This window comes from Psychrobacillus sp. (assembly GCF_032154225.1).
GTDB lineage: Bacteria > Bacillota > Bacilli > Bacillales_A > Planococcaceae > Psychrobacillus.
Genome location: NZ_JALDYF010000013.1, coordinates 1 through 20496 on the forward strand (window position 1 = coordinate 1; position 20496 = coordinate 20496).

Here is a 20496-nt window from a genome sequence, read left to right on the forward strand (position 1 = left end):
CACTATAGTCTGCTTCCACTTTATAATCTGTTAACACCTTTATCGCATCTGTCTTCGCTAAGCGTAACGCTCGCTGAGCAGAAGTTTCGGACGATCCTCCACTATCTCCACTGCCACCTGTTGATGGAGGTGTTACTGGTGGAGTCGGAACTACTGGTACCACTGGTGTCGGAAAAACAATGGCTTGTACTCTTTCCAACTCTTTCAATAATGCTTGTTGGAATGCATTTGCACTAGATAGTTTGGCTGCTAGAGCAAGGATATCTTCTATCTCTTTTTGCGCTTCTTCTTTTTTGCCTGTAAGAAATAACTGTTGTGCATTCGCAGCTTTCATCATAATAGTTACAGGAATAATTAGCTCATCACGTTTATTATCTGCTGGCCTTTTATACTTTTCTAGCAATAAATCACGAGGTGCTTTTCCAGTAAAGCGATATAAAATAGACGTTCGAGATTTTAGTTGCAAAGAAATTTTATGATATGCTTTTTCGACTGCTGCGAAGTCTTTATTCGCTTCTGCTTCTTTTATTTCCTTAAGCAAAGGATCTAAATATTTCGTTGCATAGTTATAAGCGTCGATATACGGGATGAGCCCTTTAACTATTTTCTCTTGATATAATGCATCTAGTTCTTTCAGCTTCGCTTGCTTTTCTTTTTCTGAAAGATTAGATGCAAGTATCATCTTTCTTACTTCTTGATAATGCTTCTTTACGTTATTCAAAATCGAATATAACTGAGAGCTAGACACAAGCTCCCTCTTTAGTGCTGGTGTAACGTAGTACATTGGTGCTTGTTTCATTTCCATTTTCACTTCGTCCACCGATTGCTGAATAGAAGTAGTATTTCCGTATGCACTTGGTGAAAAAGATAGAAGTGAAGATGTTAGCAATACCGCTACAGCTGTTTGTTTTAATAGTTTTTTTCTCATTTTTCTCTCCTTTCAAATAATAATATTTATTGTAAATGCACAGTGGCATCTCAACACTACAGTGAATGTTAGTCTTCATTTATAAACGTTACTCTATTTTAACCATATTACTTTTTGGTATGATTACTTACAATATTATTGTTAAATAAAGTATTTAAAAGCAATAAAATTGAAAGTAACTATCAATTAAAGGTTACTATACTATTATTATTGGGTAGTAACAATACTGAGGAATGTTAATAGTGCATAGAAAAACACCTATAAATTGCTTGGAATTTGTTTGGGTGCCTGTAACACCTGGCACTAAAAAATCCCATTAGGCTATTAAAAGCTTAATGGGATTGCTGAGAAAAACTAAATAAATATCCATTTGTGCATAATCTGATGATTGTTCAGAGAAAGTTCAGTATATTTTATATGTACAAAGTATTTGTTTTCACATCATAGTGATTACATTGTACTATTACGTTCTTGTGCCAAAAGGGAAGGACGTGAGGAGTCACAGCTACTGAAAACTTTTTGGAATCGCAAACTAAGATCGGTACTTCCAACTCTTATATTAAGAAATGTATTTTGTTTTCTTTTATCGCTTTGATAAAAAAAGGAAAATCAAGGAATTCAAAAATGAACAAAGCTTGCTTATAAACTTCTTGGATTTCTATAAAGGGAGCGTTTTTCTTTTCTAAACACTGTCCTTTATAGTATAAAAATTGTCCAGTTTGGATAAATAAACGTGTCTCTTTCGATTTTTTTATCCCTTGGTTTGCTGTTTCGAGTGCAGTTTCAATATCGTTTATATCATAAAGAGTTTTACATTTATTGAATAGTACGGTAATAAGGGCTTCATAAATTTTAGAATCACTATAATTTTTACTAATATGTTCTTTTAAAATTTTATTATAGTAGTATAAACTTTTGTGAGCTTCCCCGTTTTCTCCGTATATATTTGCAATACTGTTATTAATTTTTATATGTAAAAAACGAAATTGAATGGTTGTTTGGTTAGAATAGTTTAAAATATTCTTCAAATTTGTTATACACTCTTCAGGTGTAATAATTTTCAATGCGTATTGAGCTGTATATAAAATATATTTTAAATAATAATTCAACCAAATATTATCTGAAACTATATCATTTCTTTTGATTATCGAAATAACTTTTTGATATCTATGTTCTCGCAAATGAAATTCTATATCTTTTATTAACATTTCACTTTCTAAGACATTTTTATGAAATAACATTTCGATCAAATATTCGATTGGGACTTGTAGCTTTAACGCGATTTTCAATAAAGTATCTATTGCTGGATACACTTCTCCTGCTTCAATCCGACTAATCGTCGATTGTGTGCAAATATCTTTGGCAAGCTCATTTTGAGACATGCCTAAATCGACTCGAAGCTTACTAATTTCGAGACCTAAGTATTTCATTTCCAAAACTATCACCTCATCTTATTATGAAAGGAAGGTACAAACGATGAAAAAATTATTAGTTGTTCTGTTTGTTTTTTCAGTAGTATTTTATGCAAATACAAGTAATGAAACTGCTCTAACAAAAGTACAAGGGCCAATTACTACTTATGATTTACCATATGCTCATTAATTCTATTAGATTTTTCTAAAAATAAAAAGTTTTTTCCCACCCTTATTGAAAATCCAGTTGTTCTCACCTAAGCGTAAGGCCAACTGGAAATTCTAATAGAGAGAGCTTTCATATTAACATAAATGAGGAGAAAAGTTATGCATTTAAAAGTAAATGATCCTACAACATCCAAAACAAATAAACTAGAATCATTGAAATCTAGTCTTCCATATGCAATAGAGAAAAACCAATTAGAATTGTATTACCAACCAAAAATTTACGCAAAAACGAATCAAATTATTGGTGCGGAAGCTCTTTTAAGATGGAATCATCCACAATGGGGCCTTGTTTCGCCAAATGAATTTATTCCGTTAGCTGAAAGTACTGGGTTGATTAATGAAATTGGAAAATGGGTTAAATATGCGGCTTGTAAACAAAATAAAGCTTGGCAAGACGCAAAGCTACCACTCATTCCGGTTTCCGTTAATTTATCGGCTACTCGCTTTTTAGAACGTGATTTAATTACCAATATTATGGAAACATTAAAGCAAACAAATTTAGAAGCGCAGTATTTGGAAATAGAAATTACTGAATCGTCTCTATTGGAAAATGAAGAAATTGTTTTTTCCATTTTAGATGACCTTAAAAGTTTAGGCATTAAAATTGCATTGGACGATTTTGGAACAGGTTACTCATCTCTTTCTACTTTAAATCGATTTAAAGGAAAGTTAGATATACTTAAGATTGATCGTTCTTTTATTGACAACTTAAGTAATTCACATGAAGATGATTCCAATTTTATTGTAAATATGATTATCCAATTGTCTCACCAGTTAAAGATGAGTGTTATTGCTGAGGGAGTTGAAACAAACGAACAGCTCCAAGTGTTACAAAAATACAATTGCAATGTAATTCAAGGTTACTTATTCTCCAAACCCCTACCCGCTACTGAATTTGCCAAGCTTCTTCAGAAAGATCGATTAGATCCTCTATAATCTTTTGTCCTTTAAAAAGTTTTGAATAATATGGTCTGATCGGTCGTACGGCAAAATAGTATACCCCTCTTTTTGAAGCCACGCTATTATTTCAGGCAATGCCTTTGCCGTTTGAGCACGATCATGGAGAAGGATGACAATATGTGGATCCTTCGCAGCTACTGCTTTTTGTACGCCCGCTTTTACGTTGGCTACAATTTGTTTATACTCTGCTTCTGTGTACTTCCAGTCGAGTGTATCGACGTCCCAATCCCACAACTTGTACCCTGTGTTCACCAACTCTCCTGCCATTTCTTTCGTTACATTCGGGTAACTACCATATGGTGCCCGTGTGATTACGATAGATTGCCCTGTTAGTTTTTGCGTTAACGCTTTTACTTCGTTCATTTCTTTGATAAATGCCTTGCTTGAGGCATACAAAGATTCTTTATTATGGGTCATGCTGTGAAGTCCAAGTGCATGCCCTTCAAGTGCAGTTTTCTTCACTATTTCTGGGTAGTGTTTTATTTGATTGCCAACAAAGAAAAATGTCCCTTTTATTTTATAGTTGCTTAAAGTTTGCATGTTTTCGATTGTGAATTTATTTGGACCGTCATCGAATGTAAGATACACTGTGGGCTTGGTACTGACAGTATTCGGCTTATGTTTTTCAATAAAAGCATTGTTGCCCAGCGACTTTTCCACGTCGTTTGTTAGCCTCATCGTTTGGATACTTGGTAGGTAGTCCACTTTATATCCAGTTGCTTCTCCTAAAAATTGAATGGAAACGTATAGATTTCGCTCGATAAAGCGAATTGGATGAGATTGTACAATTTTGCCGTTTAGTAAAGTCGTCTTCGTTAAATGTTTGTACGTCAGTTCGCTTTTATTTTTCGTTATCGCGAGAGTCATTCCATCTTCCGAGAATTCTAAATTTGCTCCTAAATAACTCACTATTTTAACAAGAGGAACGAACACCTGACCATCCTGCAAAAGCACTTCCCCTTCGTCAAATGACAACACTTCATCATGCAGTGCAATGGATTTCACAGGCTGCTCCGCGGCAAAAGCTTTGAAAGAAATAAAAATAGAAATAATGAATAATAGTAGTAACATCGAAAAAAGTTTTCTCAATCTCCTAGCCCCTTTCTAATCTATGTATATAGAAGTTAGGGTGGAATAATGCATGGAATTGGATGTTTTCTCTACTGAACAGCATATTATCCATATATAAATACTCCGTTTCCACTAGAAAAACTTCCTGTTCGCTCATTCGAACTTCATTCCAAAAGCGTTTATGCTATGGCTACCTAGGAATAACCGAATCGTGCACGAGTCAAAAGGATCACGGAGTGGATGTATTTGAGAACGTTTTAACACAATACGAGCCAATGATTTCTGCCTGCATGCGCAAACTGAATATTTACAAAAATCATGAGTTTTACAAACAAGCGGGACGGATCGCATTGTGGAGAGCATGGGTTAAATACGATGCAACAAAAGGTGATTTTGCCCCTTTCGCTTACCGGACAATATACGGTGCAATTTTAGACGAATTAAAAAAGGAAAAGCGCGTGGAAGAAACAGTTAACCCCGTCGAAGATGAAAAATTGAGCATCTTAATAGATCATGCACTCATTTGCAACTTTGAAAATGAAAATTTAGGATTCGCACTAGAAAAATTGACGAGCACCGAGCGAGAACTAATTTCTTGGATTTTCGTCGAAGGAATCTCACTCCAACAAGCTGCAACCCGAGCAGGAATTACGATACCTGGTATAAAAAAACGACGTGAACGAATGCTGGAAAAGTTGAGGGAGAGTATGAAGTGAGAGGTGAGTTTTGAAGGAATGTTTTAGGGTTTACTCGCAACTTTTTCATTACGCGCAAGTTAAGCTACATTTTGAGAATATACTGGAAAGCCAAATAAAAAGACCGTAGGCAAACTCGAGTTTGCCTACAGTCTGAAGCAGCCGAAAACAATCGGCTGCTTTTTTGCGTTGATACACCTTACAAATACAAGTCTCCTAGTTTGCTATAGCCTATCGTCATAGCTGGTGCTTCTGGAGTTTCTGGGACTTCCTTAATTTCTGGTGTTAATTGAATTTCAGGAGTTACTAGGCTTCCTGATTTCCCAACATTCAACGTGATTACTACTTCTTTTCCGCCATATTTAACGGAAATTGTTGTGCTTCCTTCTGCTTTTGGTCTCACTAAACCATTCGTTACAGTTGCTACTTTATTATTTGCTACTTTATACGTTGCAGCTGTTGTAACATCTCTGTCTGTTGATCCGCTCGATGTTGTTGTTACTTCTTTAATTGTTAGTTGTGCTTCTTTTCCTAATGCCAAATCAAGTTGTGTTACGTCTGCGATCAGTGTCAATACTGGTTCAGTAACTGTCACGTTTACAAGTACTTTATTTTTACCGTGAGTAACAGTAATTGTTGTACTTCCTGCAGCTTTTGCTTTTACTAAACCGTCTGTTACGGAAGCTACTTTCCCATCAGTTACTTTATATGTTGCAGCTACCGTCACGTCATTTACCTTTGTTTTTCCACCTGATGTTGTTGATTCTTTAATTGTCAGTTGTGCTTCATTTCCTGATTCTAGATTAATTTCTGTTTGGTCTGCGTTTAAAGTTACTTCTGGTTCAGTAACCGTCACATTGACAGGTATTTCATTTTTACCGTATTTCACAGTAATTGTTGTAGTTCCTGCTTTTTTCGCTGTTACTACACCTGCACTTGCTGTAGCTACTTGAGCGTTCGCTGTTTTATATGTTGCATTTACTGTAACATTTTTTACTGTATCTTTTCCACCTGGTGCTGTCGTTACTTCTTTAATGATTAGATTCGCTACTTTACCAGCTTCTAAGTCAATTTGTGTTGTGTTTGCTGACAATGTCATTACTGGTGATGCAACATTCACAGGTATAGTTAGTTCATTTCCACCGTATTTTACGCTAATTGTTGTAGCTCCGTCCGCTTTTGCTTTTATTAAACCACCTGCTACAGTAGCCACTTTAGCATTTGCAGTTTTATATGTTGCAAAACTTGTTACGTCTACTGTTTTTGGTTTTCCATCTGCTCCTGTTGTTACTTGTTTAATCGTTAGTTGTGCTTCTTTTCCTGGTTCTAAGTCAATTTGTTCTTTGTTTGTAGTAAGTGTCACTACTGGCTCTGTAACAGTCACGTATACAGTTAGTTCATTATTACCGTATTTTACGCTGATTGTTGTATTTCCAGCAGCATTCGCTGTGATTAAGCCTTTCGTTACGGTAGCCACTTTAGCATCTGCCACAGTATATGTTGCAGTTTTTGTTACGTCTAATGTTTTTGGTTTTCCATCTGCTCCTGTTGTTACTTGTTTAATGCTCAATTGTGATTCTTTTCCTTTTTCCAAATTCACTTCTGTTTTATTGGTAGTTAACGTCACTTCTGATTGAGTAACCGTCACTTGAATAGTTACTTCGTTTTTATTGTATTTAGCAGTTACTGTTGTCGTTCCCGCAGCTTTTGCTGTGATTAAACCATCTTTTACAGAAGCTACTTTGCCATCTGCTACTTTATATGTTGCAGCTTTTGTTACGTCTGTGTTTTTAGTTTTTCCATCTGGCGTTGTTACTGATTCTTTAATCGTTAATTGTACATTTTTTCCTACTCCCAGATTAACTGCTGTTTTATTGGAAGTTAGTGTAATGACAGATTTTGCAACAGTTACTTGGATTGTTACTTCATTTTTACCGTATTTAGCTGTTATTGTTGTAGTTCCTTCCGCTTTTGCTGTTACTAAGCCATCTTTTACGGAAGCTACTTTAGTATTTGCAACTTTATACGTTGCAGCTTTTGTTACGTCTACATTTTTTACTTTTCCATCTGCTGTTGTTGTTACTTCTTTAATCGTCAACTTCGCTTCTTTTTTAGGCTCTAACACAAGTTCCGTTTTATTTGAAACCAGTTTTACTCCTGGTACGATAACTACTGAATCTTTTACAGTTACGTTTACTGTTGCTTTGTTTTCACCATTGGTAATTGTAATCGTTGTAGATCCTTTTGCTGCTGCAGTTACTAATCCGTCCTTCACTGTTGCAACAGACTCATCTGCAACAACATACGTAGAGTTTGCCGTTACGTCTTTATTTGTAGGAGTTCCTGTTGCTGGTGTTGTAGTTTCGGTAACTGTAAGTTGTGCTGTTTGACCTGTTGTTAAATCCAATGTTGTTGGGTTAACAGACAGCGTTACTACTGCCTCTACTGCTTCTTTTTCATAAATTAACGCTTCGCCAACATTGCCTGCTTCATCTGTAATGATAACTTTCACTGAGTCAGTTTCATTCGTTACAGGGAATGTGAACGATCCGTCTTCTGCCAAATTAAAGTTCACTGCAGCCGCAGCTACGCCGTTTTGTGTTGCAATATAAGAAGCGTGTAGTTTTTCATTCAACTCAAATTCTAAACCATACAAATATAATTCATCGTTATACGTGATATATTTATCCGTTACTTGCCCTGTTGCTACTCCATCTTTCACAGAGCCAGCAATTTCCGGTTTCGTTGTTTTTACAACAACCGGTCCAACATAATCACCAATAACTGCTCCAGTAGGTGGCTGTGCACTAAAGTCTACTGTGTATAGGCCGTCTGGAATCGTCGATAAAACTGTAGTACCCCATTTTTGGTACTGACCATCAATATCTAGTTTCCAAGAACCTTTCGCAAGTGAGGCACTTCCATATATTGCTCCGATGTAGCCATCTCCATACAATCCACCATCTGGGTTCATGATGTCCCAAAGTTCGACAAGGTTTTGACCAACATTACCAGTCAATGTGAATCTAAGCTCGGCTGTATCTTGTACACCGTCGCCGTCAAAGGATAAGTCTGTTTCCGTAATAGACATATCTGTTATTGCTGTCGTGTTAGCTATACCAAAGTCAGCTGCATATGGCAATGAAATTTCATTACCATTACCGACAATGTTAATATAGCCAAGAATTTCATCTCCAGCTTTTGTAGTAGCCACTTTTGAAGCTGTTAGTGTAACATTTAATAGTTGCTCACCATTAAGTGTAAATGAAGATTTATCAACAGTAACCTTAGCGTCACCGAATGATTTTGTCTTATCTACCGTTACAGTATAAGTTCCTCCAGTGCCTTTCATATCTTTTACTCGAATTTGTTTTGTAACAGTAAGATTTTCTTTTAATGATTGTGGACCGAATGTTACTGTTCCTTTTAAATTTTCAACGATTGTTCCGTTTCCATTTTGAACAGCAGTGTCTAGTGCATAAGCAAGTACATTTGGATGAGTTGCTGCATATGCATTTACTCGTCCAGCACCTTGCGCAAATACATCGTATTTTGCTGTATTAAGAACTTTTGCTGTATTAGAAAGTGCAACTTTTACATCAAATGCACTCCAACTAGGGTTTGCTTGTTTAACAAGCGCTGCAATTCCGGCGATATGTGGTGTAGCCATTGATGTACCTGTTTTTCGGTCATATGCTTCATTGTAAACAGCATCTGGGTAATCTTTTTTGTACATTGGAATTGTAGACATAATATTCGTACCAGGTGCACTTACATCTGGCTTGATATCGAAGTTCGGAGTAGTCGGTCCACGTGAACTTGAATCGTTTACTTCGTCTCCATTTGTTTTAGTAGAGCTAAAATTACCAAACGTAACTTTTCCTTCTCCATTTTTTAAAGCTGCTCTAATTGCATCCCCATCTGTTTGGGACATATCATACGTTGGAACAAATGCGAATGAATCGCCAAGGAATGTTCCTGATGCATTAGGTGCATTCGTACCACCAGCAAAGTTATGGATAATAGTTGCTACTGCTCCATTTTGCACTGCATAATCAATTTTTTCGACGAATGCAATGCCACCACGTGAAATCAGTGCAACCTTGCCATCTACATCAAGCCCAACATAATCTTTTGCTTCTCCATTTCCAGGAATTGCAACTACGTCAAATTCACCTTGAAGTTGTGTTGCTAAATCTTTCCCAAAAGTAGTACCCATCAATTGCAATTGTTTAGTAAGATTATAGTCACCAACCTTAACCTTTACTTCTCCGTTGTACATTGTTTCTGGGTTCGTTGTGTTACCAACTGCAATACCTAAACGTGATGTTGCAGGAGGAGATATTGTTCCTCGGTTAGGTCCATCGTTACCAGTTGCAAGTACACCAATTGTTCCCGCCATCATAGCGTTGTTGATCGCAAAAGATCCGGCATCGGTTTCAGTATTTGATCCTCCGCCTAGAGATAAGTTGATAACATCCATACCCTCTATCACTGCTGTGTCAATCGCTTTTACAATACCTGAATTAGACCCACTTCCATATGCTCCAAGCACTCGGTAAGCGTAAAGATCCACTTTAGGTGCAATTCCTTTAATGCCGTATTCGTTCGCGCCAATTGCTGCGATTGTACCCGCTACATGCGTACCATGTGACGTATAGAACGCACTTCCTCTTTCATTAAACTCAGGAGTTCCTGCTGGACGTTCTACAGGAGAAGTTTCCGATGCATCATCTTCCGCACGAGTTCTCGTATAGACAGACGAGTTCGGGATGAAGTTCTTTCCACCTTTATAAATTCCAGCAAACTCTGGATGATCGGCATCGATTCCAGTATCAAGTACTGCCACTTTGATACCTTGGCCTTCTATCCCTTCATTCCAAAGCTTTTCAATTCCTAGAAAGGAATTACTTGTATTCATCTTCGCTTCTATTATTGTATCTTTTATTGGCATAGTAGTTTTATTCGGTTTAGACTTTTTGGTTTCTTCCGATGCATAAACAATTGCATCTGGTTCTACAAGCGTAATCCCTGGGATTGTAAGGAGCTTGTCAAGGTCGTCCGCTTTTACAACCGCAGCAAAACCGTTTAAAACTGTATCGAAAGCATAGCCTTGTTTAATGGCAATATTATTTATTGTTAATGCTTTTTTCACAGATATTTGCTGTGTTTTTACTTTTGCTCTTACTGCATTTTCTTGTGTGATGGAAAATGCTTTTCCTTTTAGTTCACTTATTCCTTTTTCAAGAGCGACCGGTTTTTCAGATAAATGAATGATTACTGCTACGTCTTGATTGCCTGAAAGATTTTGCAGATCTTTGTGTAGTTTAGATCCACCTTCTAGCACATTTAGTTGTTCAGCAATTGCTGACTTTTGTTGCAAAGTACTTTCGCTTTGAGTGTTTTGCTTGAACGGCTTTACACCTGCGTTTGCAGATGCAGTCGACATCGGACCAAGCAATGAAAATACCATAGCTAGTACCATGAACGCACTAAAAAATTTACTGCCAATTCTTTTTCTCAATACTTTTCCCCCTTATGCACAAATGAAGCAATTTGTGCCTAGTATGATACTTTGCTAATGTATGTCCTAATCTATGATGCTATGACAATTTAAAATTATATGGGTGCCTGCTCACCTCCATTTTTACGTTACTTTATAACCGAAACTGTTCTTTTTCAAGAAAATTCGAACGATCATTTACGACAATAAAATAGTTTTTGTTGAATAATATCATTCCTAGGTTATTAGCAAAAGTTAAAATCTTTCTTACGCTACCTATTAATCTATTTTCTTGTCGCAAACATACAAATCTCATCAAAGGGATGGTTTTACCTTATAAAAGTTTTGTCGATAACTTTTTTCCTACTTGATAAATGCTCCAATAAAAAAACGGAGCAATTTTTGGGAAGAAAATCAGTCTCTTTGAAAATAAAAGAAGCCAAATAGCCAAATTAGTCTTACAGTTAGAGAGAATATTTTAAAGTGAGTAGGCGAAAAACATGATTGAGGTAAAAACATCTCCATTAAGTGATGGAGAATTCAATAGAGGGGTATTTGCTACATGTGATATTAAAAAAGGGCAACTTTTACATGAAGCACCTGTTATTTCATATCCTAACGAACAGCATCAGCATATCGAGCAAACTTTGCTCGCGGATTATGCTTTTGAGTATGGCATAAATCATTCTGAAATCCTTCTAGGTTATGGAATGTTGTTTAATCATTCGTATGAACCTAGTGCCCATGTATGATATTAATTTTGACAACCATACATTCGACTTCTTTGCTTACACTGATATAAAAGCAGGGGATGAAATTCTTATCAATTACAATGGCGACGTTGATGATAAAGAAGAACTTTAGTTTAACAAGGAATAAATGAAAACAACTTTAATAACCATCTATCAGTTATTTTGATAGATGGTTATTTTGTTGAATTGTGTGGGTGCCTGGCACTTATTGTAAAAGAGCTAGTTTTGCTTTAGATGGTGTTTCATACTTTACTTTTGCTATGTTTTTTTGAACATAGCTACCTCCACCTAATCCATACAATCCATTTTGCTCCTCTTTGTAACTATACACTCGGAACTCATCACCCTTATTTAATATGCGAACAGTCGTCAAAGATCCATCACTTTCTAGTTTTACTAAGGGGGTATCAGCCATAATAGTCACTTTTCCGATTTGACCACGTTTTAACTCCGTTTTTCCCCACATTACTTTCGTTGCAGTAGGTGAATTGTTTGGAAGCTTAGTACCTATACTTTCTACTCCAGTTGCGGACACAGCAGTAACTCCATACGTATAGCGTTTTTCCAAATCTGCTGTCTTATCCACAAATATCGTATTCCCATCTGAATTATATACAACACCTACTATATTTTTTGCCGTATCATACGATTCTACTTCATTTCCTTCAGAACGATAGATTACATATTTTCTAGGTTGTTTTTTATTTTGATCTAGGATCACTAACTTCATTCCATCCGCACTTTTGCTAACTTCTACGGTTGTTGGCATTTCTGGAACATCCCCGTTATTCCAAGGAGTTGCTGGAGTTAGTGCATGATAGTTATATAAGTCTTGCTGAAGAATTGTTGCATAGCCTAGTATATTTTTTTGAATGCTTCTTAAAGAAAAATGCATTTGACCTGCTGCAATTGGGTTTGTTCTATTCTCAATTATTTGATTTGGTAATTCCATTTTATTGTTCCAAGCCTTATCTGCATCACTACCTACTTTATAATCAGCAACACCAATGTATAAGTTGACAGGATGTTCGCTTGCATACGTGTGTACTTCCTTGCTCCACCATTCTAATAGAGTGGAATATTTTGCTACAGATAATGTTTTAGACCAATAGATTTGAGGAGTAATATAGTCAATACTACCATCTTTTATCCATTGTCTTGTATCTGCATATAAATCGTCATAATTCGCAACACTGGCGCGTGTATCACTTCCAGTTGGATCCATGGACTTATTACGCCAAACCCCAAATGGTGAAATCCCAAATTGCACATATGCTTTAGTCTTTTTAATCGTTGTATTTATTTTTTTGACAAGTTGGGTTACATTATCTCTGCGCCAATCCTCTATTTTTTTGAATGAAGTACCGTATTTTTCGAATGTTACTTGGTCCGGAAATGCTTCATTTTTAATTTTATAAGGATAAAAATAATCATCCATATGTACAGCATCAATATCATAGTTAGCTACTAATTCTTCGATCGTAGAAATGAAGTAATTTTGTACTTCCGGCAGTCCTGGATTCAAATAGTATTGCTTGCCATACTTAACTACCCAGTTAGGATTTGTGCGGGCTACATTATTAGATGCAAGACTTTCTAATGATTGCCCCGGCATTGTTACTCGGTAAGGATTGACCCAAGCATGTAGTTCCATTCCACGACTGTGTGCTTCGTTTATCATGATTAATAATGGATCATAACCAGGATTCTTCCCTTGTTTTCCCCCTGTTATGTAAGATGACCATGGTGCTAGTTTGGACGGATACAAAGCATCGTTTGTCGGTTTTACTTGATAAATGACTGCATTGAATTTATTAGCCTTCAAATGGTCTAATGTTTGTCGCGCCCAAGCAGTATATTGAAGCTCATTCATCCCAGCCTTCATATCGATATTTGTAACCGTTGCAATCCAAGCTGCACGCATCTCGTTTTTAGGCGGCGTCAGGGCTGCTCCCTGCGCCTGTAAAGGTAGTAATGTAATAAATAACATGAGTGACATTGCAACTGATAATACTGTTTTAAATAGATTTTTTTTCATCATAATTTACGTCCATTTCTTTGATTATTTGTGTAGTTCGAATATTTCCATTACCCAATTATATCATGTATTGGTGCTATTTCCTTGAGAAGAATACACTATGTTTCGGTAAGTACTATGTCCCGAATTGTTTGTCTACATTTGTTTGAGTACCTGGCACCCAAACAAAAATTAAATTTTAACACGACAAAAAGGGCCAAAATCAAATTGTGGCCCTTTTTTCTATTCATTACTTCGTTCCGAAATAGTTCCATTAGGAAAGTTGATGAGTCGTATTAATAAACGATATAGTGATTATTATCGCATTAAGTACACAGGGCAAATCTATGAACATCGCTACTTTTCAAAAGAGGTTCTCGACTCCACCGGCCTTTGACATGTTAGTAGCTATATTCATACGAATCAAATCGAAACAAAAATTCCTATGGTAGCTTCGCTGGAACAATATCCTTACTCTTCCTATCCTTATTATTACCACAACTATAGAAGTAATTAACCGTTCCTTCAGTTAACTTTACTTCGAAGCATATTACCAGCAGGTACTGAAAAACTGCACCTGCGTATGCAAGGTATTGTATAGATTATCGGAACGACCAATAGTTGTATGCGTTCACAGGCAGCCACACAATTATTTAGGTACCTTGGACCACAACTCCATTGGATCTGCTAACCCTTCTTCGAGCTCCATATAAATCATCTCGAACGAACGCTCTTCTTGTGACTTTTGTAACTCTTCATAAATCAAAGCAGATTTCCCAAGACCAACAGTTTTTGCTTCATCAAGACTTGCACAATAAAATGCCTTCTCAATCCCAGCAAAATTCATTGCAGCGAAACACATGGGACACGGAAATCCGCTAGCATACATCGTAAATCCAGATAAATCATTTGTTTGTAATTGCTCCTGCGCTCTTCTAATTGCTAGTAGTTCAGCATGTCCACTAATATCTTGCTTGATATGTAGCTCATTCACACCTTCTGCAACAATCTTACCGTCTTTTACAAGAACTGCTCCAAAAGGCTGGCCTCCATTTTGCACATTCTCTACAGCTAATTCAACCGCCCGCTTCATAAACTGGTCCATGATCAATCTCCTCTCTTTGAAAACATAATATCATAACTTCCATTGTGTGGGTGCCAGGCACGCACACAATTTAGTACTATGTCCCGAATTGTTTGGTTACAACAATACTTAATAAAGAAAAGCCTCTCAATCGATTTCTCGATTGAAAGACTATATCCTTTAAGACCTTAATTGTTTGGGTGTCAGACAAATTTCTTTCATTTTAACCGATTAATTTTTTCGATTAGCTGAATGATTTGGGCTGTTTCTTCTAATGTCACAGTGGGCTCTCCTGTTTCAAAAAATTCTACGATTTGCTCTACTAATCCTGCATAGTATGGCTTTTTTTCTTCCCAAAGATTCAGAGTATGAACTTTTTCTGGTGCATGTAGAACTGCTCCAAAACGATTATGCCACGAGTTTTCTCCTCGAATAATGACATGTTTACCACTTGTATAAGTTAAATGTATTTGCTCGCAATCAGAGAGAACTTCAAGCTTCAACTGTTCGATCGCAGTTCCGAAAATTGTTACGACCATTTCGAGCAGGTGAATACCGTACCAAAAATAGCCTGGCATTTGTTCCTGCAATGGAGTCGGACCATAGAAATAGCCACTATGAATAGTAGGATCTTCTTTAGCTTGCATTACTGACTCTGAGAATCTTAAAGAAGAAGAACTCATTACGGGAGTATTATGTTTTACACTTAGTTTTCGCAACTCCTCCATCTCCACGCTACTCATCACTATCGGTTTATCAATAAAAACTGGTTTTCTGTACCCTACTACCTTTTTAAACCACTCTAAATGATTCCTTCCATCAACAGTTCCAATGATGACAGCATCAACAACACTCATTAACTCCTCTACATCTTCTACTGGAATAACATTATACGTATTTTTTACTACATCATAAAAATTTGGAAAGCGAGTGCTACTAATTGATAAATCCTCCGAAAAGGTAGGTATTGTATGTGTAATCCTAGCACCTTCTATATGATATGGATCATTATGATCATTCAATAATCTAGTAAAGATTTCACTATGTGAAGTATCTAAGCCTATTAAACCAATTTTCATCCGCTGCTCTCCTTATTATTCAAAAGGGAAAACACTTGCCTTGGTCTACCCCTTCTTGATATTTTTTCAGTCCCAATTACTTTTATTAGATTTGCATCTAGCCAAGACTGGACAATCCGATGCGCACTTCTTGGCGTTATTCCTAGAACTGATGCTAATTCATGCGCAGTAAACTCATTTTTCTTTTTTCGTTTAATCAGCGCCATCGTCTTTTCTATATTCGCTGCACTCATTCCGATAAGTTCAGCTTGATGTATTAGTAATTGATCAGTAACTGCTATCGGGTACTTCATCGGAGCCATCAAATCAATTGGACCAAATACACTTCGGTCTTCTCTTACGATAAAACAGCAAGAGCCCCCACTTTCCTGAGCTTGGATGAGCGCTACCCTCGCATGTGAACCTGCTTCTAATGCCGTAAAACCAAAACCAATTCCTATGGATAGATGAACCCCTAGTTTCTTCTTTACCTCATCTACTATTGGAAGATACTTATATCCTTCGGTAATTCGTTCAAAAATTCCTCGATTTGTGACAAATAAATACTCATTACTGCTTAAAGCAGTTAAATAGCCACTCATTTGCTCTGCAAAATGTAGGAGCATTCGATAAATTTCATGGTTTCGTTTTTGTACTTGCTGTTCTGTCATGAATTCATTCATAGTAACAGCTACATTTTCGATGAAAATTCTTCCTAATATGATTTGCATTTCTTTTTGCTTTCGCTGATTTGTTGCGAGAAGCATTCTCTCAATAGCAACTACAATATCTTCCTCTGAAGGCTTCAGCCATTCGTTCAAAATATGCTTTTCGGTTAAAGACTCACTTACTAATTTCAAACTTGTAATAACAACTGCAGCAGGTGTCCTTGAGACATTTTCAAGATGATAATTAACTAAGTCCTCCACATTTTCCAATGAAACAATCTCTTTAAAATTACTATATTCAAAAGTTTCTTCTAAATTTGTTTTTACTATGTCAATATATTCGTTTTGTATGCCATCAAAACTTATATGTGTGAGGTCGTTTTTCTTATTTAATTTATAAAGTGCTTTATATAGTCCAGATCCTTTTAAGGGAATATAAAATGCAGGAACATCAACTGGGATTTCGTCTTTCGCTACTAAATATGGAATTCGTCCAGAATATAATAAACAATCTACCTCTTCACTTAGCTCAACAGTGAAATCTCTTGCTTCCTCTATTTCATCAGACAAACGGAAAGTTGGTTGGATTGTAGGAAAGAGATCAAAACATCGCATAATTGTATCTCGAATCCAAAGAGGACCAATTACCCCAACCTTTATATGTGTCTCCATCATATCCAACCTTTCCAACGTGAAAAGACACACCCTACAGAATGTGTCCTTCCATCTTTTTATCGTTCGTTTTCCTTCTTTAAAAAATTCTGAACAAATTCATCGTCATGTAGCTCAGGATAAGTAGCATAAATTCTATCAATTTCCTCCGACTGGCCAGGGCTCAATACTTCATGATCCATCAAGCACCAATTTCCATTTAGAAGTCCTTGTCTAGTTAGTACTTCGTTAATCCCAGCAATACTTCCTTTAAAATCATGTTTAGAATCAAAAAATGCAGAGTTTGCGTCGGTTACATTTTGAGCAATTGCAAACCACTTTTTGTCTACTTGTTCATTAGCTCTTGCTAGTTTTAATTGCTCAAACATTTTTACAGCTTCATGAGTCCATACCGACCAATGTCCTAGAAGGCCACCGACAATTTGTTTTCCTACTGTTTTTCCATCTAGTTCGAACTCATAGGTTGTAAATAAATCTGCGATAATATTGTCATCATTGCCTGTATAAAGGGCAATTTCATCTCTTCTTGCGGAAGCGCTAACAGCTCGAATGACATCTAAAGTAAGATAGCGATTAAAAGGAGCCAATTTAATCCCAACTACATTTGGTATATTCGCAAATTGCTCCCAAAAGTCATAGCTGAAAACACGGCCACCAACAGCAGGTTGCAGATAAAATCCAAACACTGGTAGTTCTTTAGCAACCTCTTTCGTGCGATCAATTAACTCTTTTTCAGAATAGTCATTCAATCCACCATTACTTAATAATACCATATCATAGCCTAGATTTTTGGCTATTTTTGTTTCTTGCAAAGCTTGTTCAGTTCCTCCACACACGCCAGCAATTTTTAAAAAGGCTCGCTGTAACTGCGCCTTCTCTACTTCCTCTATCGCTAACCGTAAAACAGTTTCAAAAAGATTAAAAGCAGGGTCTCGAATTTCAAATTGAGTTGTATGAACACCTACCGCAATCCCACCTACTCCAGCCTCTAAATAGTATCTAGTTAGACGCCTCTGTGCTTTTTCATCCAACTTCTTCTCACTAGTTAATGCAAGAGGATGAGCTGGGATGAACGTTCCTTCCTGCAAATGCTTCGTAAGCTCTTGTGATAAAACCATTTAAAACTCCCCCTTCCTCTCTTGGAAGTGAGTCGGTTTATTAAGCGTTTCACCGTCATTATTCACCCATTCTGCTGTCCATTCCATCATTTCACGAATAGAAACTCTTGGATAGCCAAATAGTTTATGTGCTTTACTAGAATTATTTAATAATGCATTATCTTCTTCTTTTCCTGTAAATATTGGCTCTTTGCCAAGCATTCGTCCAAATTCTGACGCAAGCCATCTAATAGATAGAGTTTCTGGACCTGTTACATTTAAAATCGTTGCAGGTGAACTAGCTATTAGTAAAGAGCGAATTGCATATTCATTCGCATCGCCTTGCCAAATAACATTTACATGTCCCATAGATAGGTCTATAGGAACTTCATTGAACACAGAACGTGCAATTTCCAACAACACACCATAGCGCATGTCTATTGCATAGTTTAGTCTGAAAATAGTTAACGGAGTATTATCTTTTTGAGAAAAATAAGTAAAAACCCGCTCTCTCCCTAATGAAGATTGACCGTACTCACCTACTGGAGCAACTGGATGAAGTTCATCACAGCCACCAAAAGAAATTGGTACTAGAGGGTACACATTTCCAGTGGAAAATGCCACAATATTAGAACCTTTAAAATGCTCCGCAACTCTACCAGGAAGATACGTATTCATAGCCCAAGTAAAATGCTCATTACCAGTCGTCCCAAATTTATTGCCTGCCATATAAATTATATTTTTTTCAATAGGAAGCTTTCTTAATTCTTCATCGTCCAATAAATCAATAGCGATTGTTTCAATTCCTTCTTTTTCTAAATCGGATTGTAAAGTTCCATTCGAAAAACGAGAAACTCCAATTACCTTCTTGTCGACACCTGCTCTATCAATTGCCTTTTTAGCCATAACTGCAAGAGTTGGACCCATCTTTCCCCCAATACCTAAAATAATTATATTCCCTTCAAGCTTACGCATATCCCCTACTAACGCTTCAGATGGCTCTGTCATTAAATTTTCTAATTCTTCAACTGTTTTCAATGTAAGTCCTCCTATTCCATTCCTTTAAGAAAAAAAGATTGTTTTGGCATTATTAAACGCTAAATAAATTAGTACAAGTAATCCGATAATACCTACTATATTGCTAAATAATTTATTTTTTAGTTCCCCCATCACTTTTTGATCATTTGCAACTACTAAAATCGCAATCGCTATGAATGGTACAACAAAAATAGTAACGGCTTGTGCAAAAATAATTAGATTTAGTGGTGCTGATCCAAACACAATACCTATAGTTGATCCGAAAAGCATGACAAGAATTATGAATAACTTCACTTTCATATTCGATAAGTTATTTCCAACTCCTAAACCGTCAGCCATTAAGGATCCGCCAATAGTTGCGTTCCCCATGAGAGATGAAAATGAGGCTCCAAACAATCCAAGCATAAAGACAAATGTAGACCAGCTTCCGAAAAGAGGCTCCAATGCCATTCCCATTTCTGTAGCATTATTCACAATAAGTCCTTGAGGCTTTAATATTGTAGCGGCAGTAATCATAATGAGAAATGAAATAAATCCAAGAAGAAAAATCCCCAAAAACGATTCCTTTCTCCCACTCCCTGCATCAGCAATCGTCCATCCTTTTTCTTTTACTAAATATGATTGATACAATGCTCCTACAATAGAAAAGCTAGTTGCAAATAACGCAATGATTAACCCGATACTGCCCTCTGGCATAGTTGGGATAAACCCTTTAAATACATCTCCTAATGAAGGTTGAACCAAAATTACAGTAATTAGGAAAGCGAGTAACATAATCACTACTAAAACAAGCATCATTTTTTCTAATATTTTATAAAACTCTTTTGTAAATAATAGTGCAATAGATACTAGTGTGAAAATAATAATCCAAATAGTTGAGTTCATATTTGTAACTGCAGATATTGCTATTCCAGTACCTATTGCGTTACCAGCTTGGAACGATGCTGTTACTAAAAATGCACCTATCCCTATTAACAATCCAGCAACAAATCCCCATTTTTGTTTAATGACATCGATAAAACTCGACTTCGCAGCAATCCCAATCCTTGTACTCATTTCGGTATACACCATCATCAGACCAACTGCCAACACAAGTGTCCAAACTAATTGAGATCCATAAATTGCACCTATCTTTGAAGAGAGCGTTATACTTCCAGGTCCTAACACTAACGCTGAAGTAATTAATGCAGGTCCAAGATAGTTAAATATATTCCCCTTTTTCTTTTCCGTACTGCCTGTCATTTCGTATCCCCCTCTTATAACTAATTATTACGAATATTCTATAATTATAGTATCGTACTACTTTAATTTAT

Annotated in this window: 14 protein-coding genes and 1 pseudogene; 4 read left to right on the forward strand and 11 right to left on the reverse strand. The window is 36.5% G+C overall.

The genetic code is table 11. The annotated features are described in order from the left end of the window. Together RUH95_RS15150 and RUH95_RS15155 are read right to left on the reverse strand one after the other, a co-directional pair. The coding region (locus RUH95_RS15150; protein WP_313893734.1) for a hypothetical protein at positions 1-928 on the reverse strand (928 nt) is incomplete at its 3' end. Positions 929-1482: 554 nt separating this feature from the next. Beyond that, positions 1483-2358 (reverse strand): helix-turn-helix domain-containing protein, encoded by an 876-nt coding sequence (locus tag RUH95_RS15155; RefSeq protein WP_313893806.1) that lies wholly within the window; start codon positions 2356-2358, stop codon positions 1483-1485. 46 nt (positions 2359-2404) lie between these two features. Here RUH95_RS15155 and RUH95_RS15160 point away from each other — a divergent pair, with 46 nt between their 5' ends. Further along, a complete protein-coding gene (locus RUH95_RS15160) occupies positions 2405-2530 on the forward strand; it encodes a hypothetical protein (RefSeq protein ID WP_313893735.1) in 126 nt (41 codons plus the stop codon). 137 nt (positions 2531-2667) lie between these two features. Further along, positions 2668-3504 (forward strand): putative bifunctional diguanylate cyclase/phosphodiesterase, encoded by an 837-nt coding sequence (locus RUH95_RS15165; RefSeq protein ID WP_313893736.1) that lies wholly within the window; start codon positions 2668-2670, stop codon positions 3502-3504. On the opposite strand, the gene RUH95_RS15170 is transcribed toward RUH95_RS15165, so the two are convergent. Next, positions 3499-4617: a polysaccharide deacetylase family protein gene (locus tag RUH95_RS15170; RefSeq protein ID WP_313893737.1), complete on the reverse strand. Its 1119-nt coding sequence runs from the start codon at positions 4615-4617 to the stop codon at positions 3499-3501. The two genes, RUH95_RS15165 and RUH95_RS15170, sit on opposite strands and share 6 nt — an antisense overlap. A gap of 218 nt (positions 4618-4835) precedes the next feature. Here RUH95_RS15170 and RUH95_RS15175 point away from each other — a divergent pair, with 218 nt between their 5' ends. Next, on the forward strand, positions 4836-5315 hold the full coding sequence (locus RUH95_RS15175) for a sigma-70 family RNA polymerase sigma factor (RefSeq protein ID WP_313893738.1): 480 nt from the start codon (positions 4836-4838) through the stop codon (positions 5313-5315). Positions 5316-5493: 178 nt separating this feature from the next. Here the strand turns inward: RUH95_RS15175 and RUH95_RS15180 are convergent, their stop codons facing one another. Next, positions 5494-10818: a S8 family serine peptidase gene (locus RUH95_RS15180; RefSeq protein ID WP_313893739.1), complete on the reverse strand. Its 5325-nt coding sequence runs from the start codon at positions 10816-10818 to the stop codon at positions 5494-5496. A gap of 479 nt (positions 10819-11297) precedes the next feature. Between RUH95_RS15180 and RUH95_RS15185 the strand changes: the two are divergent. After that, positions 11298-11661 (forward strand): annotated as a pseudogene (locus tag RUH95_RS15185) (SET domain-containing protein). Between the two features lie 93 nt (positions 11662-11754). Here RUH95_RS15185 and RUH95_RS15190 read toward each other — a convergent pair. From RUH95_RS15190 to RUH95_RS15220, 7 genes are all read right to left on the reverse strand, one after another. After that, on the reverse strand, positions 11755-13590 hold the full coding sequence (locus tag RUH95_RS15190) for a glycoside hydrolase family 10-like protein (RefSeq protein WP_313893740.1): 1836 nt from the start codon (positions 13588-13590) through the stop codon (positions 11755-11757). A gap of 625 nt (positions 13591-14215) precedes the next feature. Continuing rightward, positions 14216-14671, reverse strand: coding sequence for a nucleoside deaminase (locus RUH95_RS15195; protein WP_313893741.1), 456 nt, complete (start codon positions 14669-14671; stop codon positions 14216-14218). Between the two features lie 197 nt (positions 14672-14868). After that, positions 14869-15729: a Gfo/Idh/MocA family oxidoreductase gene (locus RUH95_RS15200; RefSeq protein WP_313893742.1), complete on the reverse strand. Its 861-nt coding sequence runs from the start codon at positions 15727-15729 to the stop codon at positions 14869-14871. Beyond that, on the reverse strand, positions 15726-17051 hold the full coding sequence (locus RUH95_RS15205; RefSeq protein ID WP_313893743.1) for a GGDEF domain-containing protein: 1326 nt from the start codon (positions 17049-17051) through the stop codon (positions 15726-15728). Before RUH95_RS15205 ends, RUH95_RS15200 begins: the two co-directional genes overlap by 4 nt. A 56-nt stretch (positions 17052-17107) precedes the next feature. Further along, entirely contained in the window at positions 17108-18166 is a 1059-nt protein-coding gene (locus RUH95_RS15210) for a dihydrodipicolinate synthase family protein (RefSeq protein WP_313893744.1), read from the reverse strand. Continuing rightward, positions 18167-19183 carry an NAD-dependent epimerase/dehydratase family protein gene (locus RUH95_RS15215; protein WP_313893745.1) on the reverse strand — a complete coding sequence of 339 codons (1017 nt, stop codon included), beginning with the start codon at positions 19181-19183 and terminating at the stop codon, positions 18167-18169. 24 nt (positions 19184-19207) lie between these two features. Beyond that, positions 19208-20425: an Nramp family divalent metal transporter gene (locus RUH95_RS15220; protein ID WP_313893746.1), complete on the reverse strand. Its 1218-nt coding sequence runs from the start codon at positions 20423-20425 to the stop codon at positions 19208-19210. Positions 20426-20496 lie beyond the last annotated feature (71 nt).

Bases quoted from the DNA above. Each gene is read 5' to 3' on its own strand.
- RUH95_RS15200 (WP_313893742.1), bottom strand. From the start codon at position 15,729: ATGAAAATTGGTTTAATAGGCTTAGATACTTCACATAGTGAAATCTTT.
- RUH95_RS15190 (WP_313893740.1), bottom strand. From the start codon at position 13,590: ATGATGAAAAAAAATCTATTTAAAACAGTATTATCAGTTGCAATGTCA.
- RUH95_RS15205 (WP_313893743.1), bottom strand. From the start codon at position 17,051: ATGATGGAGACACATATAAAGGTTGGGGTAATTGGTCCTCTTTGGATT.
- RUH95_RS15165 (WP_313893736.1), top strand. From the start codon at position 2,668: ATGCATTTAAAAGTAAATGATCCTACAACATCCAAAACAAATAAACTA.
- RUH95_RS15195 (WP_313893741.1), bottom strand. From the start codon at position 14,671: ATGGACCAGTTTATGAAGCGGGCGGTTGAATTAGCTGTAGAGAATGTG.
- RUH95_RS15220 (WP_313893746.1), bottom strand. From the start codon at position 20,425: ATGACAGGCAGTACGGAAAAGAAAAAGGGGAATATATTTAACTATCTT.
- RUH95_RS15155 (WP_313893806.1), bottom strand. From the start codon at position 2,358: ATGAAATACTTAGGTCTCGAAATTAGTAAGCTTCGAGTCGATTTAGGC.
- RUH95_RS15210 (WP_313893744.1), bottom strand. From the start codon at position 18,166: ATGGTTTTATCACAAGAGCTTACGAAGCATTTGCAGGAAGGAACGTTC.
- RUH95_RS15160 (WP_313893735.1), top strand. From the start codon at position 2,405: ATGAAAAAATTATTAGTTGTTCTGTTTGTTTTTTCAGTAGTATTTTAT.